The 17,629-nt window shown below is 67.8% G+C and carries 18 protein-coding genes, 1 tRNA gene and 1 rRNA gene; 4 read left to right on the top strand and 16 right to left on the bottom strand.

The genetic code is table 11. From position 1 onward, the window contains the following. Nucleotide 1: 1 nt before the first annotated feature. Nucleotides 2–901 (bottom strand): oxygen-dependent tRNA uridine(34) hydroxylase TrhO, encoded by a 900-nt coding sequence (trhO, locus tag KEC56_RS12480; protein ID WP_227531200.1) that lies wholly within the window; start codon nucleotides 899–901, stop codon nucleotides 2–4. Between the two features lie 41 nt (nucleotides 902–942). Further along, the gene (locus tag KEC56_RS12475; RefSeq protein ID WP_227531199.1) at nucleotides 943–2,169 is read right to left on the bottom strand and encodes an LCP family protein; all 1,227 of its coding nucleotides are present in this window, start codon (nucleotides 2,167–2,169) and stop codon (nucleotides 943–945) included. 87 nt (nucleotides 2,170–2,256) lie between these two features. On the opposite strand from KEC56_RS12475, the gene KEC56_RS12470 reads away from it, so the two are divergent. Next, nucleotides 2,257–2,344: transfer RNA gene (locus KEC56_RS12470), tRNA-Ser, on the top strand. Nucleotides 2,345–2,386: 42 nt separating this feature from the next. Here KEC56_RS12470 and KEC56_RS12465 read toward each other — a convergent pair. The 9 genes from KEC56_RS12465 to rplJ all read right to left on the bottom strand — a co-directional run bounded on the left by KEC56_RS12465 (nucleotide 2,387) and on the right by rplJ (nucleotide 10,936). After that, entirely contained in the window at nucleotides 2,387–2,749 is a 363-nt protein-coding gene (locus tag KEC56_RS12465) for a GNAT family N-acetyltransferase (RefSeq protein WP_372456280.1), read from the bottom strand. Continuing rightward, complete coding sequence (locus tag KEC56_RS12460; RefSeq protein ID WP_175985328.1) at nucleotides 2,746–3,387, bottom strand: phosphatase PAP2 family protein; 642 nt, start codon at nucleotides 3,385–3,387, stop codon at nucleotides 2,746–2,748. Before KEC56_RS12460 ends, KEC56_RS12465 begins: the two co-directional genes overlap by 4 nt. A 44-nt stretch (nucleotides 3,388–3,431) precedes the next feature. Then, the gene (locus KEC56_RS12455) at nucleotides 3,432–4,586 is read right to left on the bottom strand and encodes a cystathionine gamma-synthase (protein WP_175985326.1); all 1,155 of its coding nucleotides are present in this window, start codon (nucleotides 4,584–4,586) and stop codon (nucleotides 3,432–3,434) included. Between the two features lie 52 nt (nucleotides 4,587–4,638). After that, complete coding sequence (locus KEC56_RS12450; protein ID WP_227531198.1) at nucleotides 4,639–6,027, bottom strand: cystathionine beta-synthase; 1,389 nt, start codon at nucleotides 6,025–6,027, stop codon at nucleotides 4,639–4,641. A 41-nt stretch (nucleotides 6,028–6,068) separates the two neighbouring features. Beyond that, a complete protein-coding gene (locus KEC56_RS12445) occupies nucleotides 6,069–7,037 on the bottom strand; it encodes a carbohydrate ABC transporter permease (protein WP_227531197.1) in 969 nt (322 codons plus the stop codon). Continuing rightward, entirely contained in the window at nucleotides 7,037–8,392 is a 1,356-nt protein-coding gene (locus tag KEC56_RS12440) for a carbohydrate ABC transporter permease (RefSeq protein WP_227531196.1), read from the bottom strand. The genes KEC56_RS12445 and KEC56_RS12440 overlap by 1 nt, the downstream gene beginning before the upstream one ends. A gap of 98 nt (nucleotides 8,393–8,490) precedes the next feature. Beyond that, entirely contained in the window at nucleotides 8,491–9,819 is a 1,329-nt protein-coding gene (locus KEC56_RS12435; protein WP_227531195.1) for an ABC transporter substrate-binding protein, read from the bottom strand. Nucleotides 9,820–10,014: 195 nt separating this feature from the next. After that, nucleotides 10,015–10,398, bottom strand: a complete 384-nt coding sequence (gene rplL / locus KEC56_RS12430; protein WP_175985313.1) for a 50S ribosomal protein L7/L12 — start codon at nucleotides 10,396–10,398, stop codon at nucleotides 10,015–10,017. Between the two features lie 49 nt (nucleotides 10,399–10,447). Continuing rightward, nucleotides 10,448–10,936 carry a 50S ribosomal protein L10 gene (rplJ, locus tag KEC56_RS12425; RefSeq protein WP_175985310.1) on the bottom strand — a complete coding sequence of 163 codons (489 nt, stop codon included), beginning with the start codon at nucleotides 10,934–10,936 and terminating at the stop codon, nucleotides 10,448–10,450. 321 nt (nucleotides 10,937–11,257) lie between these two features. On the opposite strand from rplJ, the gene KEC56_RS12420 reads away from it, so the two are divergent. Together KEC56_RS12420 and KEC56_RS12415 are read left to right on the top strand one after the other, a co-directional pair. Further along, the gene (locus KEC56_RS12420; protein WP_227531194.1) at nucleotides 11,258–12,622 is read left to right on the top strand and encodes a glucose-6-phosphate dehydrogenase; all 1,365 of its coding nucleotides are present in this window, start codon (nucleotides 11,258–11,260) and stop codon (nucleotides 12,620–12,622) included. Nucleotides 12,623–12,696: 74 nt separating this feature from the next. Then, the gene (locus KEC56_RS12415; RefSeq protein WP_175985305.1) at nucleotides 12,697–13,374 is read left to right on the top strand and encodes a YqaJ viral recombinase family protein; all 678 of its coding nucleotides are present in this window, start codon (nucleotides 12,697–12,699) and stop codon (nucleotides 13,372–13,374) included. A gap of 25 nt (nucleotides 13,375–13,399) precedes the next feature. On the opposite strand, the gene KEC56_RS12410 is transcribed toward KEC56_RS12415, so the two are convergent. Beyond that, nucleotides 13,400–14,299 (bottom strand): LysR family transcriptional regulator ArgP, encoded by a 900-nt coding sequence (locus KEC56_RS12410; protein ID WP_227531193.1) that lies wholly within the window; start codon nucleotides 14,297–14,299, stop codon nucleotides 13,400–13,402. A gap of 69 nt (nucleotides 14,300–14,368) precedes the next feature. On the opposite strand from KEC56_RS12410, the gene KEC56_RS12405 reads away from it, so the two are divergent. After that, a complete protein-coding gene (locus KEC56_RS12405; RefSeq protein WP_227531192.1) occupies nucleotides 14,369–14,995 on the top strand; it encodes a LysE/ArgO family amino acid transporter in 627 nt (208 codons plus the stop codon). Here the strand turns inward: KEC56_RS12405 and KEC56_RS12400 are convergent. From KEC56_RS12400 to rrf, 4 genes are all read right to left on the bottom strand, one after another. Next, the gene (locus tag KEC56_RS12400) at nucleotides 14,985–15,803 is read right to left on the bottom strand and encodes an amino acid ABC transporter ATP-binding protein (protein ID WP_217702927.1); all 819 of its coding nucleotides are present in this window, start codon (nucleotides 15,801–15,803) and stop codon (nucleotides 14,985–14,987) included. The genes KEC56_RS12405 and KEC56_RS12400 overlap by 11 nt on opposite strands. Next, nucleotides 15,790–16,452: an amino acid ABC transporter permease gene (locus tag KEC56_RS12395; protein ID WP_227531191.1), complete on the bottom strand. Its 663-nt coding sequence runs from the start codon at nucleotides 16,450–16,452 to the stop codon at nucleotides 15,790–15,792. Before KEC56_RS12395 ends, KEC56_RS12400 begins: the two co-directional genes overlap by 14 nt. Nucleotides 16,453–16,454: 2 nt before the next feature. Next, the gene (locus tag KEC56_RS12390; protein WP_227531190.1) at nucleotides 16,455–17,255 is read right to left on the bottom strand and encodes a transporter substrate-binding domain-containing protein; all 801 of its coding nucleotides are present in this window, start codon (nucleotides 17,253–17,255) and stop codon (nucleotides 16,455–16,457) included. 89 nt (nucleotides 17,256–17,344) lie between these two features. After that, a 5S ribosomal RNA gene (rrf, locus tag KEC56_RS12385) occupies nucleotides 17,345–17,461 on the bottom strand. Nucleotides 17,462–17,629 lie beyond the last annotated feature (168 nt).

Here is a 17,629-nt window from a genome sequence, read left to right as displayed (position 1 = left end):
GTCAGCGAGTCGAAACGGCACAGTGCTGCGCGCACGGCACCGCATCGCACTGCTCGCACACGACGAACTGCCTCCGGCACGATGCATCCGGGCAGTTCGCGGTGCGCTTGGTCGCAGCTCCGCACCCGGCGCACACCCCGACGACGGCCGCGTGATCGCTGAAGTCGACCGAGCCGCGCCTGTCGAACACGTACAGCGACCCCTCCCACAGGCCGTCGTCCCCGTACTCCTCGCCATAGCGGACGATCCCGCCGTCGAGCTGGTACACCTCGCCGAACCCGCGCGAGACCATGAGGCTCGAGAGCACCTCGCAGCGGATGCCGCCCGTGCAGTAGGTGACCACCGGCTTGCCCTTGAGGTCGTCGTACGCGCCCGAGTCGAGCAGCCGCACGAAGTCGCGGGTCGTCTCGACGTCGGGGACGACCGCGCCGCGGAACCGGCCGATCTCGGCCTCGAGCGCGTTGCGGCCGTCGAAGAAGACGACGTCATCGCGCGACTCGACGAGGTCGTGGAGGCTCTCGGGCGAGAGGTGGATGCCGCCTCCGACGACACCGTTCTCGTCGACACGGAGCTCGTCCGGCGCCCCGAACGAGACGATCTCGTCGCGCACCTTCACGCTGAGCTTCGGGAAGTCCACGCTGAGACCGTCGGCGTCGAGCCCGGTCCCCTCGCCCCACTTGAGATCCACGGTCTTGAACGGGCCGTAGGAGCGGAACGAGCGCGCCCACTTCTTCAACGCACGGAGGTCGCCGCCGAGCGTTCCGTTGATGCCGTGCTGCGAGATGAGCACCCGGCCCCGCAGGCCCAGCGCCTCGCCGACGTCGCGCTGCCACACCCGGATCGCCTCGGGGTCGGCGAGGGGCGCGAAGACGTAGAACAGGACGATCTTGGGTGTGCTCACCTGGAGATTGTAGGCGGCGCGGCTCGGGACCCGCTTCGAGCTCAGTACACGCGGCCGGTTGCGCATCCCTCGGTGTCGCCGGTGGTGCCGGTCACCTCCCCCGGCAGGGTGACGGGCTCCTGGTCCGGCGTCGCGGAAGCCGTGGGCGCGGGCGTGCCCGTCTCGGGCGCCTCCGGGGCCGGCGTCTCGGGGTCCGGAGTCTCGCCGCCCTCGTCGGCGAGCGCCAGCGGCTCGTTCCTCTCGAGCGCATCGAAGAGGGCTGCAGCGGCGTCAGGGAGCGGGTCGAGCCGGTTGGCGTCGACGACGGAGGTCGTCGCGGGGTACTGCACGAACACGTAGTCGCTGATCGGGATGTCCTTCAGCGCGAGCCCCATCTGTGCCAGTGTGACCGGGTTGGTCAGGCTCGTGCTGGGGTCGACGGCCGAGAGGATCGTCCTGGCGAGGCGCAGAAGCAGCGCCGGGTCGCTGAGCACCTGCTCGCTGGTGATCTTGCGAACGAGGCTCGACATGTACAGCTGCTGGTTGCCGATGCGCGCGGTGTCGCTGCCGTCGGTGGTCGATTTGCGGGCGCGCAGGAACGCGAGAGCCTCGGCACCCTTGAGCTCGTGGGTGCCTGCGGGCAGGTCGATGCCGGAATCGGCATCCTTCATGGCCGTCGCCAGGCACACCTCGACGCCGCCGATCGCGTTGGTGACATCGATCACACCACCCCAGTTGATGGATGCCGCGTACCCGATGTCGAGCCCGGTGAGGTTCTCGACCGTCGCCACCGAGCAGGCCAGGCCTCCGGTGCCGAACGCCGAGTTGATCATCTGCCCGTACGCCTCGTACGTCTCGTCGCCGTTCGCGTCCGTGCAGGAGGGGATGTCCACGAGCAGGTCGCGGGGGAAGCTCACGACCGTGACCCGCCGCGGGGGCTCGGAGATGTGCACGACCATGAGCACGTCGCTGCGGACGCCGTCTTCGGCGTCGGTGCAGCGGTCGCCGAACTGGGCCGCGTACTCGGGTTCGCAGTTGTCGGTGCCGGCGACGAGGATGTTCGCGCTGCCCTCGAACTCCGAGAACGCCGGGGGCTGTTCGCCCTGCAACTCGACGGCGTCCTCGCCGAAGGTGCCGCTGAGGTCGATGTACAGCCACGCGGTCACGCCGATCGCCGCGACGAGCACGACGGCGATGCCGATGCCGAGCGCCTTGAGCAGCCGCCGCCCCCGGGATGGCTTCTGCAGTCCGTGGCGGGGGACCGTGCGTCGAGGCGACTGCCGAATCATGCGGTCAGCCTATCCGGGCGTCCCGCGCGAGCCTGGGAGCGTCACGGGTGCCCGACGCGATCGGCTAGACTGTTCAGGTTGTTCCCTGGTGACGTGTCCGAGCGGCCGAAGGAGCACGCTTGGAAAGCGTGTGTTGTGCAAGCAACCGCGGGTTCGAATCCCGCCGTCACCGCCAGATGAATGAAGGGCCTCCGCGCAGCGGGGGCCCTTCATTCATTTATCCAGTGCTGCGGATTCGGGTCGGTACGAGCGCAGCGAGCCGGATGCCGTAGACCAGCGAACCGTCCGCGCCAGGCAGTCGCTGCATCCCGAGACGCTCAGAGAACGCCGCGGCTGAGGTGTTCGCCGGGTCCATGCCCAGGTGCAGGCCCGGCACGCCGCGGCGACGCAGTTCGGTGAACAGCGTCTGGATGAGGCGGCGCCCCGCCCCCTGCCCCTGCGCCTCCGGCAGCAGATCGATGTGCAGGTGCGCGGGATACCCGGCGGCGTACGGCTCCGGCCCGACTCCGCGCACGTAAGCGAGTTCGATGATCCGCTCCTCCTCGCGGTCCTCGGAACGATAGGGGCGGAGGATCGTCACCGCGGCGGCTCCCGCCCCGGCAGGTCGGGCTCGCGTCCGCGCGAGCGCGCCCACGTCAGCGCGAATCCGCCCAGCAGCAGCACGACGCCGGCACCCACCAGCATTCCGCCGAGCGTATCGCTGAGCCAGTGCACGGAGACGAGGGTGCGCGAAAGTGCCATCGCGAGCGCCCACATGACGGCGACGATGAGCACCCACAACCGCGGGAACAACACGACGGCGAGCGTCGCGAGCGTCGCGGCGTTCGCCGTATGCCCGCTCGGGAATGAACCGTAGTCCGACAGGACAAGCATGTCCTCGGGCCGAGCGCGCCCGAACACGCTCTTGAGCAGTTGCACCACAGCCACACTGATCAGCATCGTCGCTGCGGCGAACACGGCGGCCCGCCATCGTCGAGCGAGCAGCAGAGCCGCGATGACCACGAGCGGGATCAGGTACGTCGCGACCCACCCTCCGCCGATGCGGTCGAGCGCGTGCGCGATGTCGAGGAGGACCGGGGTGCGGATCTGGCCCATCAGCGTGTTCCACGCCACATCCACGGCCGTGGCTCCGACGCCGCCCCAGGTCACCACGACCCCGAGCACGATAGCGACGAGGAGCGCGCCGCTCCCCCACCACAGCAGAACCGGACGCATCATCCCGCCATTGTGCCCGATACCCGGGCGCACGCGGGGGACGCCGCTCAGCGTGTGGGGCGATCGAGACCCTGCTCGAGATCGGCGATCAGATCCGCGATGTCCTCGATCCCGACCGACAGACGCACGACGTTCTCGGGGACGGCGAGCTCCGTGCCCCGCACGGACGCGTGCGTCATGTCCGGCGGGTAGCCGATCAGCGACTCGACGCCGCCGAGCGACTCCGCGAGCTGGAACAGCTCGGTCGACTCGGCGAAGGCACGAGCGGCCTGCGGCCCTGCAGCCAGTGCGAGAGAGAGCATCCCGCCGAAACCGCTCATCTGCGACGCGGCGATCTCGTGACCGGGGTGGGAGGCGAGACCCGGGTAGTACACGGTCTCGAACTCCGGCCGAGCCGCCGCCCATTCGGCGATGGCCTGCGCGTTGGCGCTGTGCTGACGCATGCGCACGGCGAGGGTCTTGATGCCGCGGGTCGTCAGCCAGCCGTCAAGCGGCGCGGAGACGGCGCCCACGGCGAACTGCTGGAACTTCACCGGATCGACGAACCGGTCGTCGCCGAAGATCACCGCCCCGCCGAGAACGTCGGAGTGCCCGCCGAGATACTTCGTGGTCGAGTGCACGACGAAGTCCGCGCCGAGGGCGAGCGGGTTCTGCAGGGCCGGCGACGCGAACGTGTTGTCGACGACGACGAGGACGCCGGCGGCGTGGGCGATCTCGACCGTCTTCGCGATGTCGACGACCTTCAGCAGCGGGTTGCTGGGCGTCTCGATCCAGACGATCTTCGTCTCGGGGCGCAGCGCTCCGCGCAGCGCATCGGCGTCGCCGAGCTCGACGATCGTCGAGTCGATGCCCCATGCCGCATGCACCTTGGTCAGCAGCCGGTACGTTCCGCCGTAGACGTCGTTGCCGAGCACGACGTGGTCGCCGGGGCGCAGGATGCCGCGCAGCAGCGCGTCCTCGGCCGCGAGGCCCGAGGAGAACGACAGCGCCCTGACGCCGCCCTCGAGCGCTGCGAGCTGTGTCTCGAGCGAGGTGCGCGTGGGGTTTCCCGCCCGGTTGTACTCGTAGCCGCCGCGGAATCCGCCGATGCCGTCCTGCACGTGCGTGGACGACTGGTAGATGGGCGGGATGATCGCTCCGGTGACCGGGTCGGGTTCCTGACCGGCATGGATGGCGCGGGTGGCGAAGGCGTGATCGGACATGTCTTCAGCCTACGTCCGGCCCCGGATCCCGGCTGCTGCGTTACGGTTCGCGTCAGCGCGCGAGGTAGCTGACGAGGTCCTGCCGGGTGAGCACGGTGTGCGGGCGCCCGTCGACGGTCACCAGCAGCGCGTCCGCTTCGGCCAGCGCCGTGCGCGCCTGCTCGACGGTCGCGTGGATGCCGATGAGGGGCAGCGGCGAACCGACGTGCGCGCCCACCGCGTCGGTGGGCTTCGCGTCACCGCGGAACAGCAGGTCCAGAAGGCCGCGCTCGTCGACGGTGCCGACGACCTCGCCCATCATCACGGGCGGTTCGGCACTGAGGACGACCAGCTGCGAGACGGCGAACTCGGTCATCGTGGCGATCGCGTCGTGCACGGTCTCGCTGGGGTGCACGTGAACCAGATCGGGGATACCGCCGACGCCCTGGGACTGCCGCGCCGACCGACGCATCTCGAGGACCTCGGAGACAGTCTCGCCCTCGGAGACGTCGGCGAAGCCGTACGAGCGCATCCACGAGTCGTTGAAGATCTTCGACAGATACCCGCGGCCGCCGTCCGGCAGCAGCACGACCATGACCGCATCCGCGGGGAGGTCCTTGGCCACGCGCAGCGCGCCGGCGACGGCCATGCCGCTGGACCCGCCGACGAGGATCCCCTCCTCGCGCGCGAGCCTGCGCGTCATCGCGAACGACTCGGCGTCGTCGACCGCGACGATCTCGTGCGGAACCGTCGGGTCGTATGCCCCGGGCCAGATGTCCTCGCCCACGCCTTCGACGAGGTACGGGCGCCCGGTGCCGCCTGAGTACACGCTTCCCTCGGGATCGACGCCGACGATGCTCACCCGGTCGTCCGACACGTCGCGCAGATAGCGCCCCGTTCCGGTGATCGTGCCGCCCGTCCCGACGCCCGCGACGAAGTGGGTGATGCGGCCGTCGGTGTCGCGCCAGATCTCGGGTCCGGTCGTCTCGTAGTGGCTCCGGGGCCCGTTCGGGTTCTCGTACTGGTTCGGCTTGAACGCGCCGGGGATCTCCGCCGCGAGCCGATCGCTGACGCTGTAGTACGATTCGGGGCTGTCGGCGGGCACCGACGTCGGCGTCATGACGATCTCTGCGCCGTACGCCCGCAGCACGTCGATCTTGTCCTCGCCCACCTTGTCGGGCAGGACGAACACGCACTTGTAACCGCGCTGCTGGGCGACCAGAGCAAGGCCCACGCCGGTGTTGCCGCTGGTCGGCTCGACGATCGTGCCGCCGGGCTTCAGGTCGCCGGACTCCTCGGCCGCATCGATGATGCGTCGCGCAATGCGGTCCTTGGCGGATCCGCCGGGGTTGAGGTACTCGAGCTTGACCAGCACCGTGCACTCCACACCCTCTGTGACGTGCTGCAGCTTCACGAGAGGGGTGTTGCCGACGAGGTCGGCGATGTGCTCGGCGTACTGCATATGCTCCAGCGTAGACGGCGACGTGCCGCTGCGGGCTCCTGTTACCCCTTCGTCGCGCCAGCCATCAGACCGCGTACGAAGAAGCGCTGCAGGGCGAAGAACACGATCAGCGGCACGATGATCGAGATGAATGTTCCCGCCGACTGCAGGAACCACCTGTTCCCCCATGTCCCCGACAACGAGTTCAGCGCCTGGGTGATGGGCAGGGCACCCGGCGAGGCGAAGATCGTCGCCACGAGCAGGTCGTTCCACACCCACAGGAACTGGAAGATGCCGAAGGATGCGATGGCGGGCATGGCCAGCGGCAGGATGATCCGGAAGAACACCTGTCCGTGGCCGGCGCCGTCCACACGAGCGGCTTCGACGATCTCGCCGGGGATCTCGGCGATGAAGTTGTGCAGCATGAATGTCGCCAACGGCAGCGCGAAGATGGCATGCGCGATCCACACCCGCGCGAAGCTGTAGCTGACATCGTTCAGCCCGAACCCGGGGAAGATCATCACATCGCCGACGGTGAGTCCGTCCGAGAACAGGCTGAGCAGCGGGACCAGCGCCATCTGCAGCGGCACGATCTGCAGGGCGAACACGAAGACGAAGAGCATGCTCCGTCCCTTGAAATCGATCCACGCGAAGGCGTAGGCCGCGAGCGCGGCCATGACGATCGGGAAGACCGTTGCCGGGATCGTGATCGCGAGCGAGTTCACGAATGCGGATGCCAGCGTCGTCGACGTGCCTCCGGCATTCAGCGCCTCGATGTAGTTCTCGAAGGTGAACTCCGGGTCGGTGAAGACTGTCCACCATCCGGTCGACTGCGTGTCGGCGCCGGGTCGGAACGAGGTGACCAGGAGTCCGAAGGTCGGAATCGTCCAGAAGATCGCGATGATCGCGGCGGCGAGGGTGGCGCCCTTCGAGGTGAGCTTCTTGTGCGCGATCGCCTCATTGCGGCGCGTGTCGCGTGCGACCTGCCGCTTGGTGCGCGTATCCGTGACGACGGCTTGCGTGGCACTCATCAGCGGATCTCCCTCTGCTTGCGCATGGATCGGGCGTTGTAGATGATCAGCGGCAGCACGAAGATGAACAGCACGACGGCGAGCGCCGAGGAGTGCCCGTAGCTCTGGAAGCGCTGCTGCTGGTTCACCATCTCGAAGCCGAGGACGGTGGTGTCGTCACGGCCGCCGGTCATCACCGCGACGATGTCGTACACCTTCAAGGATGCGATCGTGATCGTGGTGAGTACGACGATCAGCGAGGAGCGGATGCCGGGGACCGTGACGTTCGTGAACCGCTGCCAGGCGTTCGTGCCGTCGAGTTCGGCCGCCTCCATCTGCTCCGCCGGCACGGCCTTGATGGCCGCGGACAGGATCACCATGGCGAACCCGGTCTGGGTCCAGATGAACACCACGAGCAGCATGAGCGTGTTGATGATCGGCTTCACGGCAAGCCAGTTGACAGGATCGCCTCCGAACATCGTCACGATTGCGTTGAGCAGACCCAGCTGGTCGCCCTGGCGGTAGTCGTACATGAACTTCCAGATGATGCCGGCGCCGACGAACGAGATCGCGACGGGCATGAACACGAGCACCTTCAGCAGTTTCTCGCCGCGCGCCCGGTCGATGAACACCGCGTAGGCCAGGCCGATGCCTACAGCGATAGTCGGGGCCAGCAGCGCCCAGATGAGTGTGTTGATGACCGACGCCGTTCCGGTGGGGTTGGTGAACACCCAGAAGTAGTTGTCGAGGCCGACGAAGTTCGCGCCGCTCTTGTCGAAGAACGATTTGACGAACGTCGAGATCGCCGGGTAGATGAGCCCGATCAGCAGCATGATCGTGGCCGGCGCCATGAACAGGATCAGCTGGAAAAGGTACCCGGCTCCCTGACGGGAGCGGTAGTCGGCGAAGAACAGCAGGCCACCGGCGAGCAGCGCGATCGCGACGACGTACAGCACGGCGTTGGAGTACGGGCGCAGTAGCAGGAACGCCAGTGCGGGAATGGCCAGGCAGGCGACCAGGCGCATGACGAAATAGCCGCGGCCGGGCCGGGGTGCGTACTCGATGAGCACGAGCAGGACCGCCACGGCGACGCCGAACAGCACGAGAACGACGGGGATCTGCACCAGCGGATGCAGCCCGCCCATCCAGACGAACAGACTGTTGAGCGAGAAGCCGATCGTGATGCGCTGCGGGTCCTCAACCGGCTGGCTGATGAGCAGGAGGAAGACCAGTGCTGCGATGAGGACGAACGCTGCTATCACGACGACGCGCGTGATCCTGCGCCCCCGAGCGTCGGTGCCGTGCAGTCTCGCGGACACCTCTTTCGTCGCGTGCGTTTCCGCGACAGGCGCCTCGTCGGCGGCAGTGTGCGACATGGACACTCCTTATGAGTACGGCTCTGGGCTCGAGCGGTTCGCGGGACCGAGCTGGAAGCCCGGCCCCGCGAACCGTCACATCTCGAGAATAGGCACTGCTAGTTTTCGTAACCAGCCTGGATGTCGGAGAGCACCTGGGTGGTGTCCTTGCCGTCGATCCAGTCGACCATGCCCTTCCAGAACGAGCCAGAGCCGACCGTGGACGGCATGAGGTCGGATGCGTCGAAGCGGAAGACCGTCGAGTCATCCTGCATGATCGCCATGGCCTCCTGCAGGAACTCGCTCGATGCCAGGCTCGCGTCGGCGTTCTTGTTGGCCGAGATCACACCGCCGAGCTCGACACGGGCATCAGCGAACTCGGGAGACGCCATGAACTCCAGCACCTTCTGGGTCGCCTCATCGTCGGAGAAGCCGGCGACGAACTCGCCGCCGCCCTCGACCTGCAGTTCCCCTGCCGTCTCACCGGGCATGATGAACGCATAGACATCGCCGTCGGGAGCAACGGTCGGCGTCTCTCCATCGGCGTTCTTCACGTCGAGGAAGTTCGCCGACAGGAACGATGCCTGGTGCGTCAGAGCACAGGTGCCGTCGGCGACCTTGGCCGCGACATCGGCGAACGCGGTGGAGTTGATGCTCTTGACGTCGCCGAAGCCCGCGTTGACGTAGTCCGGGTTCTTCAGGATGGAGCCGACGGCCTCGAAGGCGTCGGCGATCTCGGGGTCGGTGAACTTCACGTCGCCGGCCACCCAGTCGTCGTACACGTCGGGGCCGGACTGGCGCAGGACGAGGTCCTCGATCCAGTCGGTTCCCGGCCACCCGGAGGCATCGCCGGAGGCGAATCCGGCGCACCACGGCGCTTCGCCGGACTTCTCCTTGATGGTGTCGGTGAGAGCGATCATGTCGTCCCAGGTCTCCGGAACCTCCACACCCCACTCCGCGAACTTCGTCGGCGAGTACCAGACGTAGCCCTTGAGGTTGGCGAGCATCGGCGCTGCGTAGAACGTGTCGTCGAACGTGCCGTACTTCTTCCAGTCCGCGGACCAGTTCTCGTCGACGGCGGACTCGACTGCCTCGGGTGCCGCCAGCACCTTGCCGGTGTCGACGAGAGTCTTGAGCAGGCCGGGCTGGGGGACGATGGCGATGTCGGGCGCGTCGCCACCGGTCACCTTGGTGACGATGTTGCCCTCGAAGCTCTTGTCACCGGTGTACTGCACCTTGATGCCGGTATCCTCGGTGAACTTATCGAACGACGCGTTGAGGTCGTCGGCCTCTGTTCCCGTGATGCCTCCGGAGATGCGGACGGTCTTGTTCGTGGCGTCACCGCCGCCGTCGCCGGACCCGCCCTCGGCGCAGCCAACGAGCGTGAGCCCCAGAACCGTCGGAATTGCAAGGGACGCGAGCAGGACGCGCCGCTTGGACTGACTCATGAGTGCCTCCTAGAGTGACGCAGGAGATCTTCCTGCGCTGGGGTCAGCGATGACCACCTGCTGCCAACCTATTCCCCCGAGAGCGCTCCCACAACCATTGGAAGGTCACGACAACGCAACCATCTGAACCCGAGTGCTGGGACGACGAAGGCCCCGGGGCATGCCCCGGGGCCTTCGTGCTGCGCGAAAACGCGATTACTTGAGGGTAACCGTGGCGCCGGCGGCCTCCAGGGCCTCCTTCGCCTTGTCAGCGGTCTCCTTGTTGGCGCCCTCGAGGACGGCCTTGGGAGCACCGTCGACGACGGCCTTGGCCTCGCCGAGGCCGAGCGAGGTGAGCTCGCGGACAGCCTTGATGACCTGGATCTTCTTGTCGCCGGCAGCCTCGAGGATGACGTCGAACGAGTCCTTCTCCTCCTCGGCAGCGGCGTCGCCGCCTGCAGCGCCGGCGCCGGCAACGGCGACGGGGGCAGCAGCGGTGACGTCGAACTTCTCCTCGAACGCCTTCACGAACTCGCTGAGCTCGACGAGGGTCAGGTCTGCAAACTGCTCGAGCAGCTGCTCAGTGGTGAGCTTCGCCATGATGTATCTCCTAGATTGGTGGGGTTTGTGGAACGAGATCGCGGGTCGCTCACGCGGCCTGTGCGGTCTCCAGCTTTTCGCGAAGCGCGTCGATGGTCGCGGCAGCCTTGCCCATCGTCGCCTTCATCATGCCCGCAGCCTTCGCCAGCAGAACCTCACGGCTCTCGAGCGAGGCGTACTTGTTGACCTCGTCGGCGGTGAGGGCATTGCCCTCGAACACGCCGCCCTTGATCACGAGAAGCGGGTTGGCCTTGGCGAAATCACGAAGAGCCTTCGCGGTGGCGACGAAGTCGCCGTGCACGAACGCGACGGCCGACGGACCCTTGAGGTCGTCGTCCAGCGCGGAGATCCCAGCCTTGTTGGCCGCGATCTTGGTCAGCGTGTTCTTCACCACGGCGTACTCAGCGTCCTGACGGATGCTGTTGCGCAGCTCCTTGAGCTGGGCAACCGTCAGACCGCGGTACTCGGTCAGCAGGACGGCGTTCGAGTTCTCGAATGACTTCGTGAGCTCGGCAACCGATGCATCCTTCTGCGCCATGGTCACTCCTTGGTGGGTACGAGATGCCGCACGTGCGTGGGGCACCGACCTGAACCGCCGCATGCAAACAGAAACGCTCCGGCGCAAGCGACGGAGCGTGGAATCCAGATACCTGGAGAAACGATCATGTCCCTGCGCGGGCCCCTGCAGTGCAGTGCTTCAATCGGCCTGCGCTTGCGCGCACGCCCATGACCAGCGGTCTTCGGTTACGACAACTGTACCTCACCGTACCCGGCTTCCCAAATCCGCTCGGTGCGCGTCTGCCCTCATTTGACGCGCAAACCCTGGCCGCGGCGCACGACCTCGGGTTAGCGTGGGCGCATGGATGCTGCGACAACCCTCGTCGTCTTCGGAGCCACGGGCGATCTCGCCTCGCGACTGCTCCTCCCCGCTCTCGGCCAGCTGCTCGTCACGGAGCAGGACCGGACGGTCCGCGTGATCGGCGCCGGCATCGAGGAATGGACGACGGATCGGCTCGCCGAAGTGGTGCGCGCATCGTTCGCGACGGTGGACGCCGAGTCCGCCCTGGACCGCGTCGACGTCGAGTACCACCGGGCCGACATCACGAAGGCCGCCGATCTCAAGCGGCTGCTGAAGGGGTTGGACGGTCAGGTCGCCCTCTACTTCGCCGTCCCACCGGCGATCGCCGCGCGCGCCTGCGAGGCGATGACCGCCGACATGCTCCCGGAGGGCGCCATGCTCGCCCTCGAGAAGCCGTTCGGCACGGATGAGGCCAGCGCCCGAGCGCTGAACGAGCGTCTGGAAGCGCTGGTCCCCGAGACGCAGGTGTTCCGCGTCGACCACTTCCTGGGCAAGTCGACCACGCTGAACCTGCTGGGCGCGCGCTTCGCGAACCGCCTTCTCCAACCGCTGTGGTCGGCCGATAGCATCGAATCGGTCGGCATCGTGTACGACGAGAAGCTCGGTCTCGAGGGACGAGCGGGGTACTACGACGGAGCCGGCGCCCTCGTCGACATGATCCAGAGCCACCTGCTGCAGGTGCTCGCGGTCGTCGCGATGGAGCAGCCGGCCACGATCGGCGAAGCCGACTTCCGGGAGGCGACCTCGGCCGTCCTGCGTGCGACCCGTGTGTGGGACGACGATCCGACGACGTCATCGTGGCGAGCGCGGTACACGGCAGGAAGCGTCGACGGCTCCGACAAGCCGTCGTACGTGGACGAGCCGGATGTCGATCCGCAGCGCGGCACGGAGACGCTCGCCCAGGCGACCTTCGAAGTGCGCAATGCCCGCTGGGCCGGCGTGCCGTTCACACTGCGCTCCGGCAAGGCGATCGGCGACCCGGCCCGCGAGATCGTCGTGCGCTTCCGCGCCGTGCGGCACGTACCGGAGGGGCTGCGCGGTTCCGCCGAAGGTGCTGTGCTGCGGCTCTCACTGGGACCGGACCGGGTGTCGCTGGAGCTCAACCTCAACGGCGCGGACGACCCGCTCGTGCTGGAGCGGGTGACGCTGTCGGCCGACCTCGGCGCCGGGCAGCTGCTCGCCTACGCCGAAGTGCTCTCCGGCATCCTCGACGCCGACCCGATGCTGTCCGTGCGCGGGGACGCAGCCGAGCAGTGCTGGCGGATCGTGCAGCCGATCCTGGATGCCTGGCGCGCTGACGAGGTGCCGCTCGAGGAGTACGCGGCGGGGTCGACCGGACCGCCGCACTGGCCCTACGTGGGCTGACGGGACCGCCTCGCGTGCCTGCCTCCCGGCGCGGCAGAGCCTCGGAGGTCCGCGGCGGGAGGTAGCCTCGAGAGGTGACCCCGGAACTTCAGGCTCGAATCGTCGCGGACTCCCGCGACAGGGTCGCCTGGCTCCGGGCGCGAGCACGCGGCATCACCGCGACGGATGTCGCCGGGCTCTCCGGTGAGAAGTCGATCATCCGCGCGGCAGACGCCAAGCTCGGCGGCGGAGCCCGTTTCGGCGGCAACGCCTACACCGACCACGGACGTCGGCGCGAGCCGGAGATCGCCGCATGGGTGGCCGCGACGCACGGCATCCGCCCGTCATCCGCGCTCTTCCGCGCCGAGGTCGAGCACCGTCATCTCGCAACTCCGGACGGCATCGTCCAGGATGCCGGCGGGCGCATCCTGCTCGCCGAGATCAAGACGACCAACAAGAACTGGCGCACGATCCCGCGCACGTACCTGCGCCAGGTGTGGTGGCAGCAGCACGTTCTGGGCGCCGACCGGACGCTGTTCGTCTGGGAGGAGCACGACGACTTCCGCCCGGTGGACGACGAGCCGCGCTGTGTGTGGATCGACCGCGACGAGCGCGAGATCGACCAGCTCGTCGGCCTCGCGACCCGCCTGATCGACGAGCTCTACCACCGGACGACGGGCAACCGGCCGCCGACCGCGCATCCCGAGACGCCGTCCCGTCGCGAGGCCCTTCGCGAGCGCGACGTCTTCCGCGCCCTCGCCCTGGCCGACTGACCCGCCCCGACCGGACCGCCCGCGATCAGTGCCGGTAGGGCTCGAGCACGGCCCCGGCCTCTGCGGCGACCTCGGCGGCGACGGCGTCGAGCAGTGCGGAGCGGAGGTTCCACTGCTGCCAGTGCAGCGGCACCCGGACCGGTTCACCCCCGAGCGGAACGACGGCCCCCGATGCCAGCGCGTCGGCGAGCTGCGGGCCGGGCAGCATCCCCCAACCCAGTCCCAGGGCGACCGCCGCGGCGAAGTCGTGCGATGCCGGTACGTAGTGCCGTGGCACGCCCTCAGCCTCGATGCCGCGCGCAGCGAGCCACTGCTGCTGCAGCGCGTCCCGGCGATCGAAGTCGACGAACGGCGCCCGGCGCAGCGCGTCATCGGTGACGCCGTCGGCGAACCAGCGTCGGACGAACGCCGGCGTCGCGACCGCCTCGTACACGAGGATGCCCAGCGGCGCGACGGAGCAACCGGTCACCGGGGTCGACTCCGCGGTGACGGCCGCCATGACCTCGCCGGATTCGAGCAGTCGAGCGGTGAAGTTCTGGTCGTCTCTGTGCAGGTCGAAGTCGATGTCGTGGGTCTCGCTCAGCCGCGCGAGCGGCGCGAGGAACCACGTCGCCATGGAGTCGGCGTTGACGGCCAACGGCATGCTCGCCCGCCCGTCCGCGGCGTCGAGCCCGAGTCCGGCGAGCGTCTCGTGCTCGAGGAGCGCGATCTGCCGGGCCATGCGGACGACCGCCTCGCCCGAGGGCGTGGCCGTCGCCGGGCGCCCTCGGACGACGAGCACCCGGCCGAGCTGCTGCTCGAGGGATTTCAACCGCTGGCTGACCGCCGACGGAGTGATGCTGAGCGCCCGCGCAGCCGCTTCGAGGCTGCCGCCGTCGACGATCGCGGCCACCGTGGATGCGAGTTCCGGAGCGATCGACGCCATGAAGTCATGCTAATGGAAGGTGAGAATCGTTCGCTGGTGCTTATGCATAGCGTCTTCTAGCGTGGAAGGGTGCTCGCGTTCTTCTCCGGTCTCGGCCTCGGCCTCTCCCTCATCATCGCCATCGGGGCGCAGAACGCCTATGTGCTTCGCCAGGGCATCCGGCGGGAGCACGTCCTCGCCGTCGTGATCATCTGTGCACTCTCCGACGCGGTGCTGATCGTCGCGGGCGTCGCGGGCCTCGGATTCGTCATCGAACGGATGCCGTGGCTCGTCGTGGTCGCGCAGTGGCTGGGCGCCGCCTTCCTGCTCGCGTACGGGCTGCTCGCCGCCCGGCGCGCACTGCGCGGCTCCGACGCCGGCCTGCACACGGACGCCGGGTCGCGGCCGCAGCCGGGCGTCCGCCTCGCACCGGTCGCGCTCACGGTGCTCGCCCTGACCTGGCTCAACCCGCACGTGTATCTGGACACCGTCCTGATGCTCGGTTCGATCGCAGCGACGCACGGCGACGCGCGGTGGGTCTTCGCCGCGGGAGCCGTGTGCGCGAGCATCCTCTGGTTCACAGCCCTCGGGTACGGCGCCCGCCATCTCGGCCGCTGGCTCGACACCCCGCGCGCGTGGCGCATCCTTGACGGTGCGATCGCCGTCATCATGATCGCGATCGCCGTGAGCCTCGTCGTGCAGGCGGTCAGCGGCTGAGGTCGTCGCCGCCGTCGAGCGGGCGCAGGATCCTCGCGAGGAAGCGTCGGGTGCGCTCGTGCCGCGGAGCCGTGAACAGCTGCTCCGGCGGCCCCTCCTCGAGCACGATGCCGCCGTCCAGGAACAGCACGTGATCCGCGGCCTCACGGGCGAACGCGAGCTCATGGGTGACGACCACCATGGTCCAGCCCTCGTCGGCGAGCTCCTTGATGACGAGGAGCACCTCACCGACGAGCTCGGGATCGAGGGCGCTGGTGGGCTCGTCGAACAGCAGCAGGTCGGGGCGCAGCGCAAGGGCCCGGACGATGCCGACGCGCTGCTGCTGACCGCCGGAGAGCTCGTGCGGGTAGGCGGTCTCCTTGTCGGCGAGGCCGACGCGGGCCAGGAGCATCCGCGCGTCCGCGATCGCCTCGTCCTTCGGGCGCCCCTGAACGCGCCACGGCCCCTCGATGACGTTCTGCAGCACGGTGAAGTGCGGGAAGAGATTGTGGTGCTGGAACACCATCGCCGAACGGTCGCGCAGCGCGAAGCGCGTGGCCTTGCCCGGTCGGGCGGCGAAGTCGATCTCCGGTCCCCCTTCGACGGTGAGGATGCCGGCATCCGGCGTCTCGAGCCCGTTCAGCGAGCGGAGCACCGTGGTCTTGCCGGAACCGCTCGGACCGATCAGCACGACGACCTCGCCGCGGTGCACGGTCAGGTCGAGACCTTTCAGGACCTCGTTCGAGCCGAAGCTCTTGTGCAGACCACGGGCTGTGAGCAGCGGGCTGCCTGCGCGGCTCGGAAGAGCTGCGCTCTCAGACGGCGACATGGCGATCGAGCCTCCTCTCGAGCAGGTTCTGCCCGGCCGAGAGGACCAGGCAGAACACCCAGTACACGAGCGCTGCGGTCAGGTACACGACCATGAACTTGTAGTTGAACGCGGCGATCTGCTGGGCGACGCGGAAGAGCTCGGTCACGAGGATGAGCGAGGTGAGCGAGGTGTCCTTCACGAGCGAGATGAAGGTGTTCGACAACGGAGGCACGGACACCCGAGCCGCCTGCGGCAGGATGACGCGCGTCAGCGTGCGCGTCCGCCCCATCCCGACCGTGTACGCGGCCTCCCACTGCCCCTTCGGGACAGACAGGATCGCCGCGCGAATCACCTCAGCGCCGTAGCCGCCGACGTTCAGCGACAGGGCGATGACGGCGCTCGGCCAGGGATCGACGACCACGCCGATGGACGGGAGCCCGTAGAAGATGACGAACAACTGCACCAGCAGAGGCGTGCCGCGGATGATCGAGATGTACACCCGCGCGATCAGCGAGAGGATGCGGTGCTCGGAGATCCGCATGAGTGCGGTACCGAGCGCGAGGGCGAGACCGATCGCGAACGAGATCAGTGCAAGCGGGATCGTGCTCACGAGCCCGGCGAGGGCGATGGGCCCCAACGAGCTGAGGAACACATCCCACAGGTCCATGACTACTCGGTGACGTCGGCGCCGAAGTACTTGTCGCTGAGCTCGGCGAGCGTGCCGTCGGCGCGCAGTTCGTCGAGCGCTCCGTCGATCGCGTCGACGAGAGCCTGCTTGTCCTGGGTGAACGCGCACGCCGACAGCCCTGCTTCATCGGTCTCGGCGGCGATCTTGACCGAGGTGTCGCCTTCGGTCTGCACGTAGTCGAGGAAGGTCAGCTTGTCATTGATCGTGGCATCCACGCGACCCTGCTTGAGCAGGGAGATCGCCTGCGCCCAGCCGTCGACGTTCTCGACCTTGGCACCGCTGGAGACCGCGAGCTCGTTCCAGTTGCTCGTGAGCGACTGCGCCGTCGTCTTGCCGTCGAGGTCGTCGAAGGACGAGATGGAGTCGTCGTCGGCGTTCACGACGATGACACCCGGCGAGACCGTGTACGGCTCGCTGAAGAGGTAGTTCGCCTCGCGCTCGTCGTTGATGGTCACCTGGTTGGCGATGAGGTCGAAGCGCCCGGCATCGAGGCCGGCGAAGATCGCGTCCCACTGCGTCTCTTCGAAACGGACCTCGAGGTCGAGCTGCTCTGCGACCGCCTCGATGATCTCCACGTCGTAGCCGACGAGAGCACCGGTGCCGTCACCCTCGTGGAAGCTGAACGGACGGTACGTGCCCTCGGTCGCGACCGTCAGCGTACCGGGGGTGACGAGACCGTACTCGTCGCCGCCTTCCGGCGCCGTCTCACCCGTGCTCGTGCAGCCGGCGAGGGCCAGCGCTGCGATGGCGAGAACGGATGCTGCGGTGACGCGACGCGACATGTGTGAGAGACCTCTCTGGTCTTGTTCGCCTTGCGGCTGTTAACGCAAAATGGCCACCCTGCGTTGGGTGGCCATTTTGACTAAAAGGAGTCCGGCGGTGTCCTACTCTCCCACAGGGTCCCCCCTGCAGTACCATCGGCGCTGTGAGGCTTAGCTTCCGGGTTCGGAATGTGACCGGGCGTTTCCCTCACGCTATGGCCGCCGAAACACTATTGATGTTTCAATCATACGCATAACGAAAAGTATTGTTCTCGTTTGCGGTTCTCGACCGTACATCGAGAACCACTCAGTGGACGCGGCATCAGAAAGAATTCGAACTGATGAAAATAAGGGTGTTATCAAGTCATCGGCTTATTAGTACCAGTCAGCTCCAC

This window comes from Microbacterium tenebrionis (assembly GCF_020682665.1).
Taxonomy (GTDB): Bacteria; Actinomycetota; Actinomycetes; order Actinomycetales; family Microbacteriaceae; genus Microbacterium; species Microbacterium tenebrionis.
The sequence above is the reverse complement of the archived record's forward strand: the minus strand, read 5'-3'. Positions and strand labels throughout refer to the sequence as shown.

What these genes read in the sequence shown, in the direction of transcription:
- KEC56_RS12395 (WP_227531191.1), bottom strand. Translation starts at nt 16,452, where the DNA reads ATGGACCTGTGGGATGTGTTCCTCAGCTCGTTGGGGCCCATCGCCCTC.
- KEC56_RS12420 (WP_227531194.1), top strand. Translation starts at nt 11,258, where the DNA reads ATGGATGCTGCGACAACCCTCGTCGTCTTCGGAGCCACGGGCGATCTC.
- KEC56_RS12390 (WP_227531190.1), bottom strand. Translation starts at nt 17,255, where the DNA reads ATGTCGCGTCGCGTCACCGCAGCATCCGTTCTCGCCATCGCAGCGCTG.
- rplL (WP_175985313.1), bottom strand. Translation starts at nt 10,398, where the DNA reads ATGGCGAAGCTCACCACTGAGCAGCTGCTCGAGCAGTTTGCAGACCTG.
- KEC56_RS12440 (WP_227531196.1), bottom strand. Translation starts at nt 8,392, where the DNA reads ATGTCGCACACTGCCGCCGACGAGGCGCCTGTCGCGGAAACGCACGCG.
- KEC56_RS12400 (WP_217702927.1), bottom strand. Translation starts at nt 15,803, where the DNA reads ATGTCGCCGTCTGAGAGCGCAGCTCTTCCGAGCCGCGCAGGCAGCCCG.
- rplJ (WP_175985310.1), bottom strand. Translation starts at nt 10,936, where the DNA reads ATGGCGCAGAAGGATGCATCGGTTGCCGAGCTCACGAAGTCATTCGAG.
- KEC56_RS12475 (WP_227531199.1), bottom strand. Translation starts at nt 2,169, where the DNA reads ATGATTCGGCAGTCGCCTCGACGCACGGTCCCCCGCCACGGACTGCAG.
- KEC56_RS12455 (WP_175985326.1), bottom strand. Translation starts at nt 4,586, where the DNA reads ATGTCCGATCACGCCTTCGCCACCCGCGCCATCCATGCCGGTCAGGAA.
- KEC56_RS12460 (WP_175985328.1), bottom strand. Translation starts at nt 3,387, where the DNA reads ATGATGCGTCCGGTTCTGCTGTGGTGGGGGAGCGGCGCGCTCCTCGTC.
- KEC56_RS12410 (WP_227531193.1), bottom strand. Translation starts at nt 14,299, where the DNA reads ATGGCGTCGATCGCTCCGGAACTCGCATCCACGGTGGCCGCGATCGTC.
- KEC56_RS12445 (WP_227531197.1), bottom strand. Translation starts at nt 7,037, where the DNA reads ATGAGTGCCACGCAAGCCGTCGTCACGGATACGCGCACCAAGCGGCAG.
- KEC56_RS12435 (WP_227531195.1), bottom strand. Translation starts at nt 9,819, where the DNA reads ATGAGTCAGTCCAAGCGGCGCGTCCTGCTCGCGTCCCTTGCAATTCCG.
- KEC56_RS12450 (WP_227531198.1), bottom strand. Translation starts at nt 6,027, where the DNA reads ATGCAGTACGCCGAGCACATCGCCGACCTCGTCGGCAACACCCCTCTC.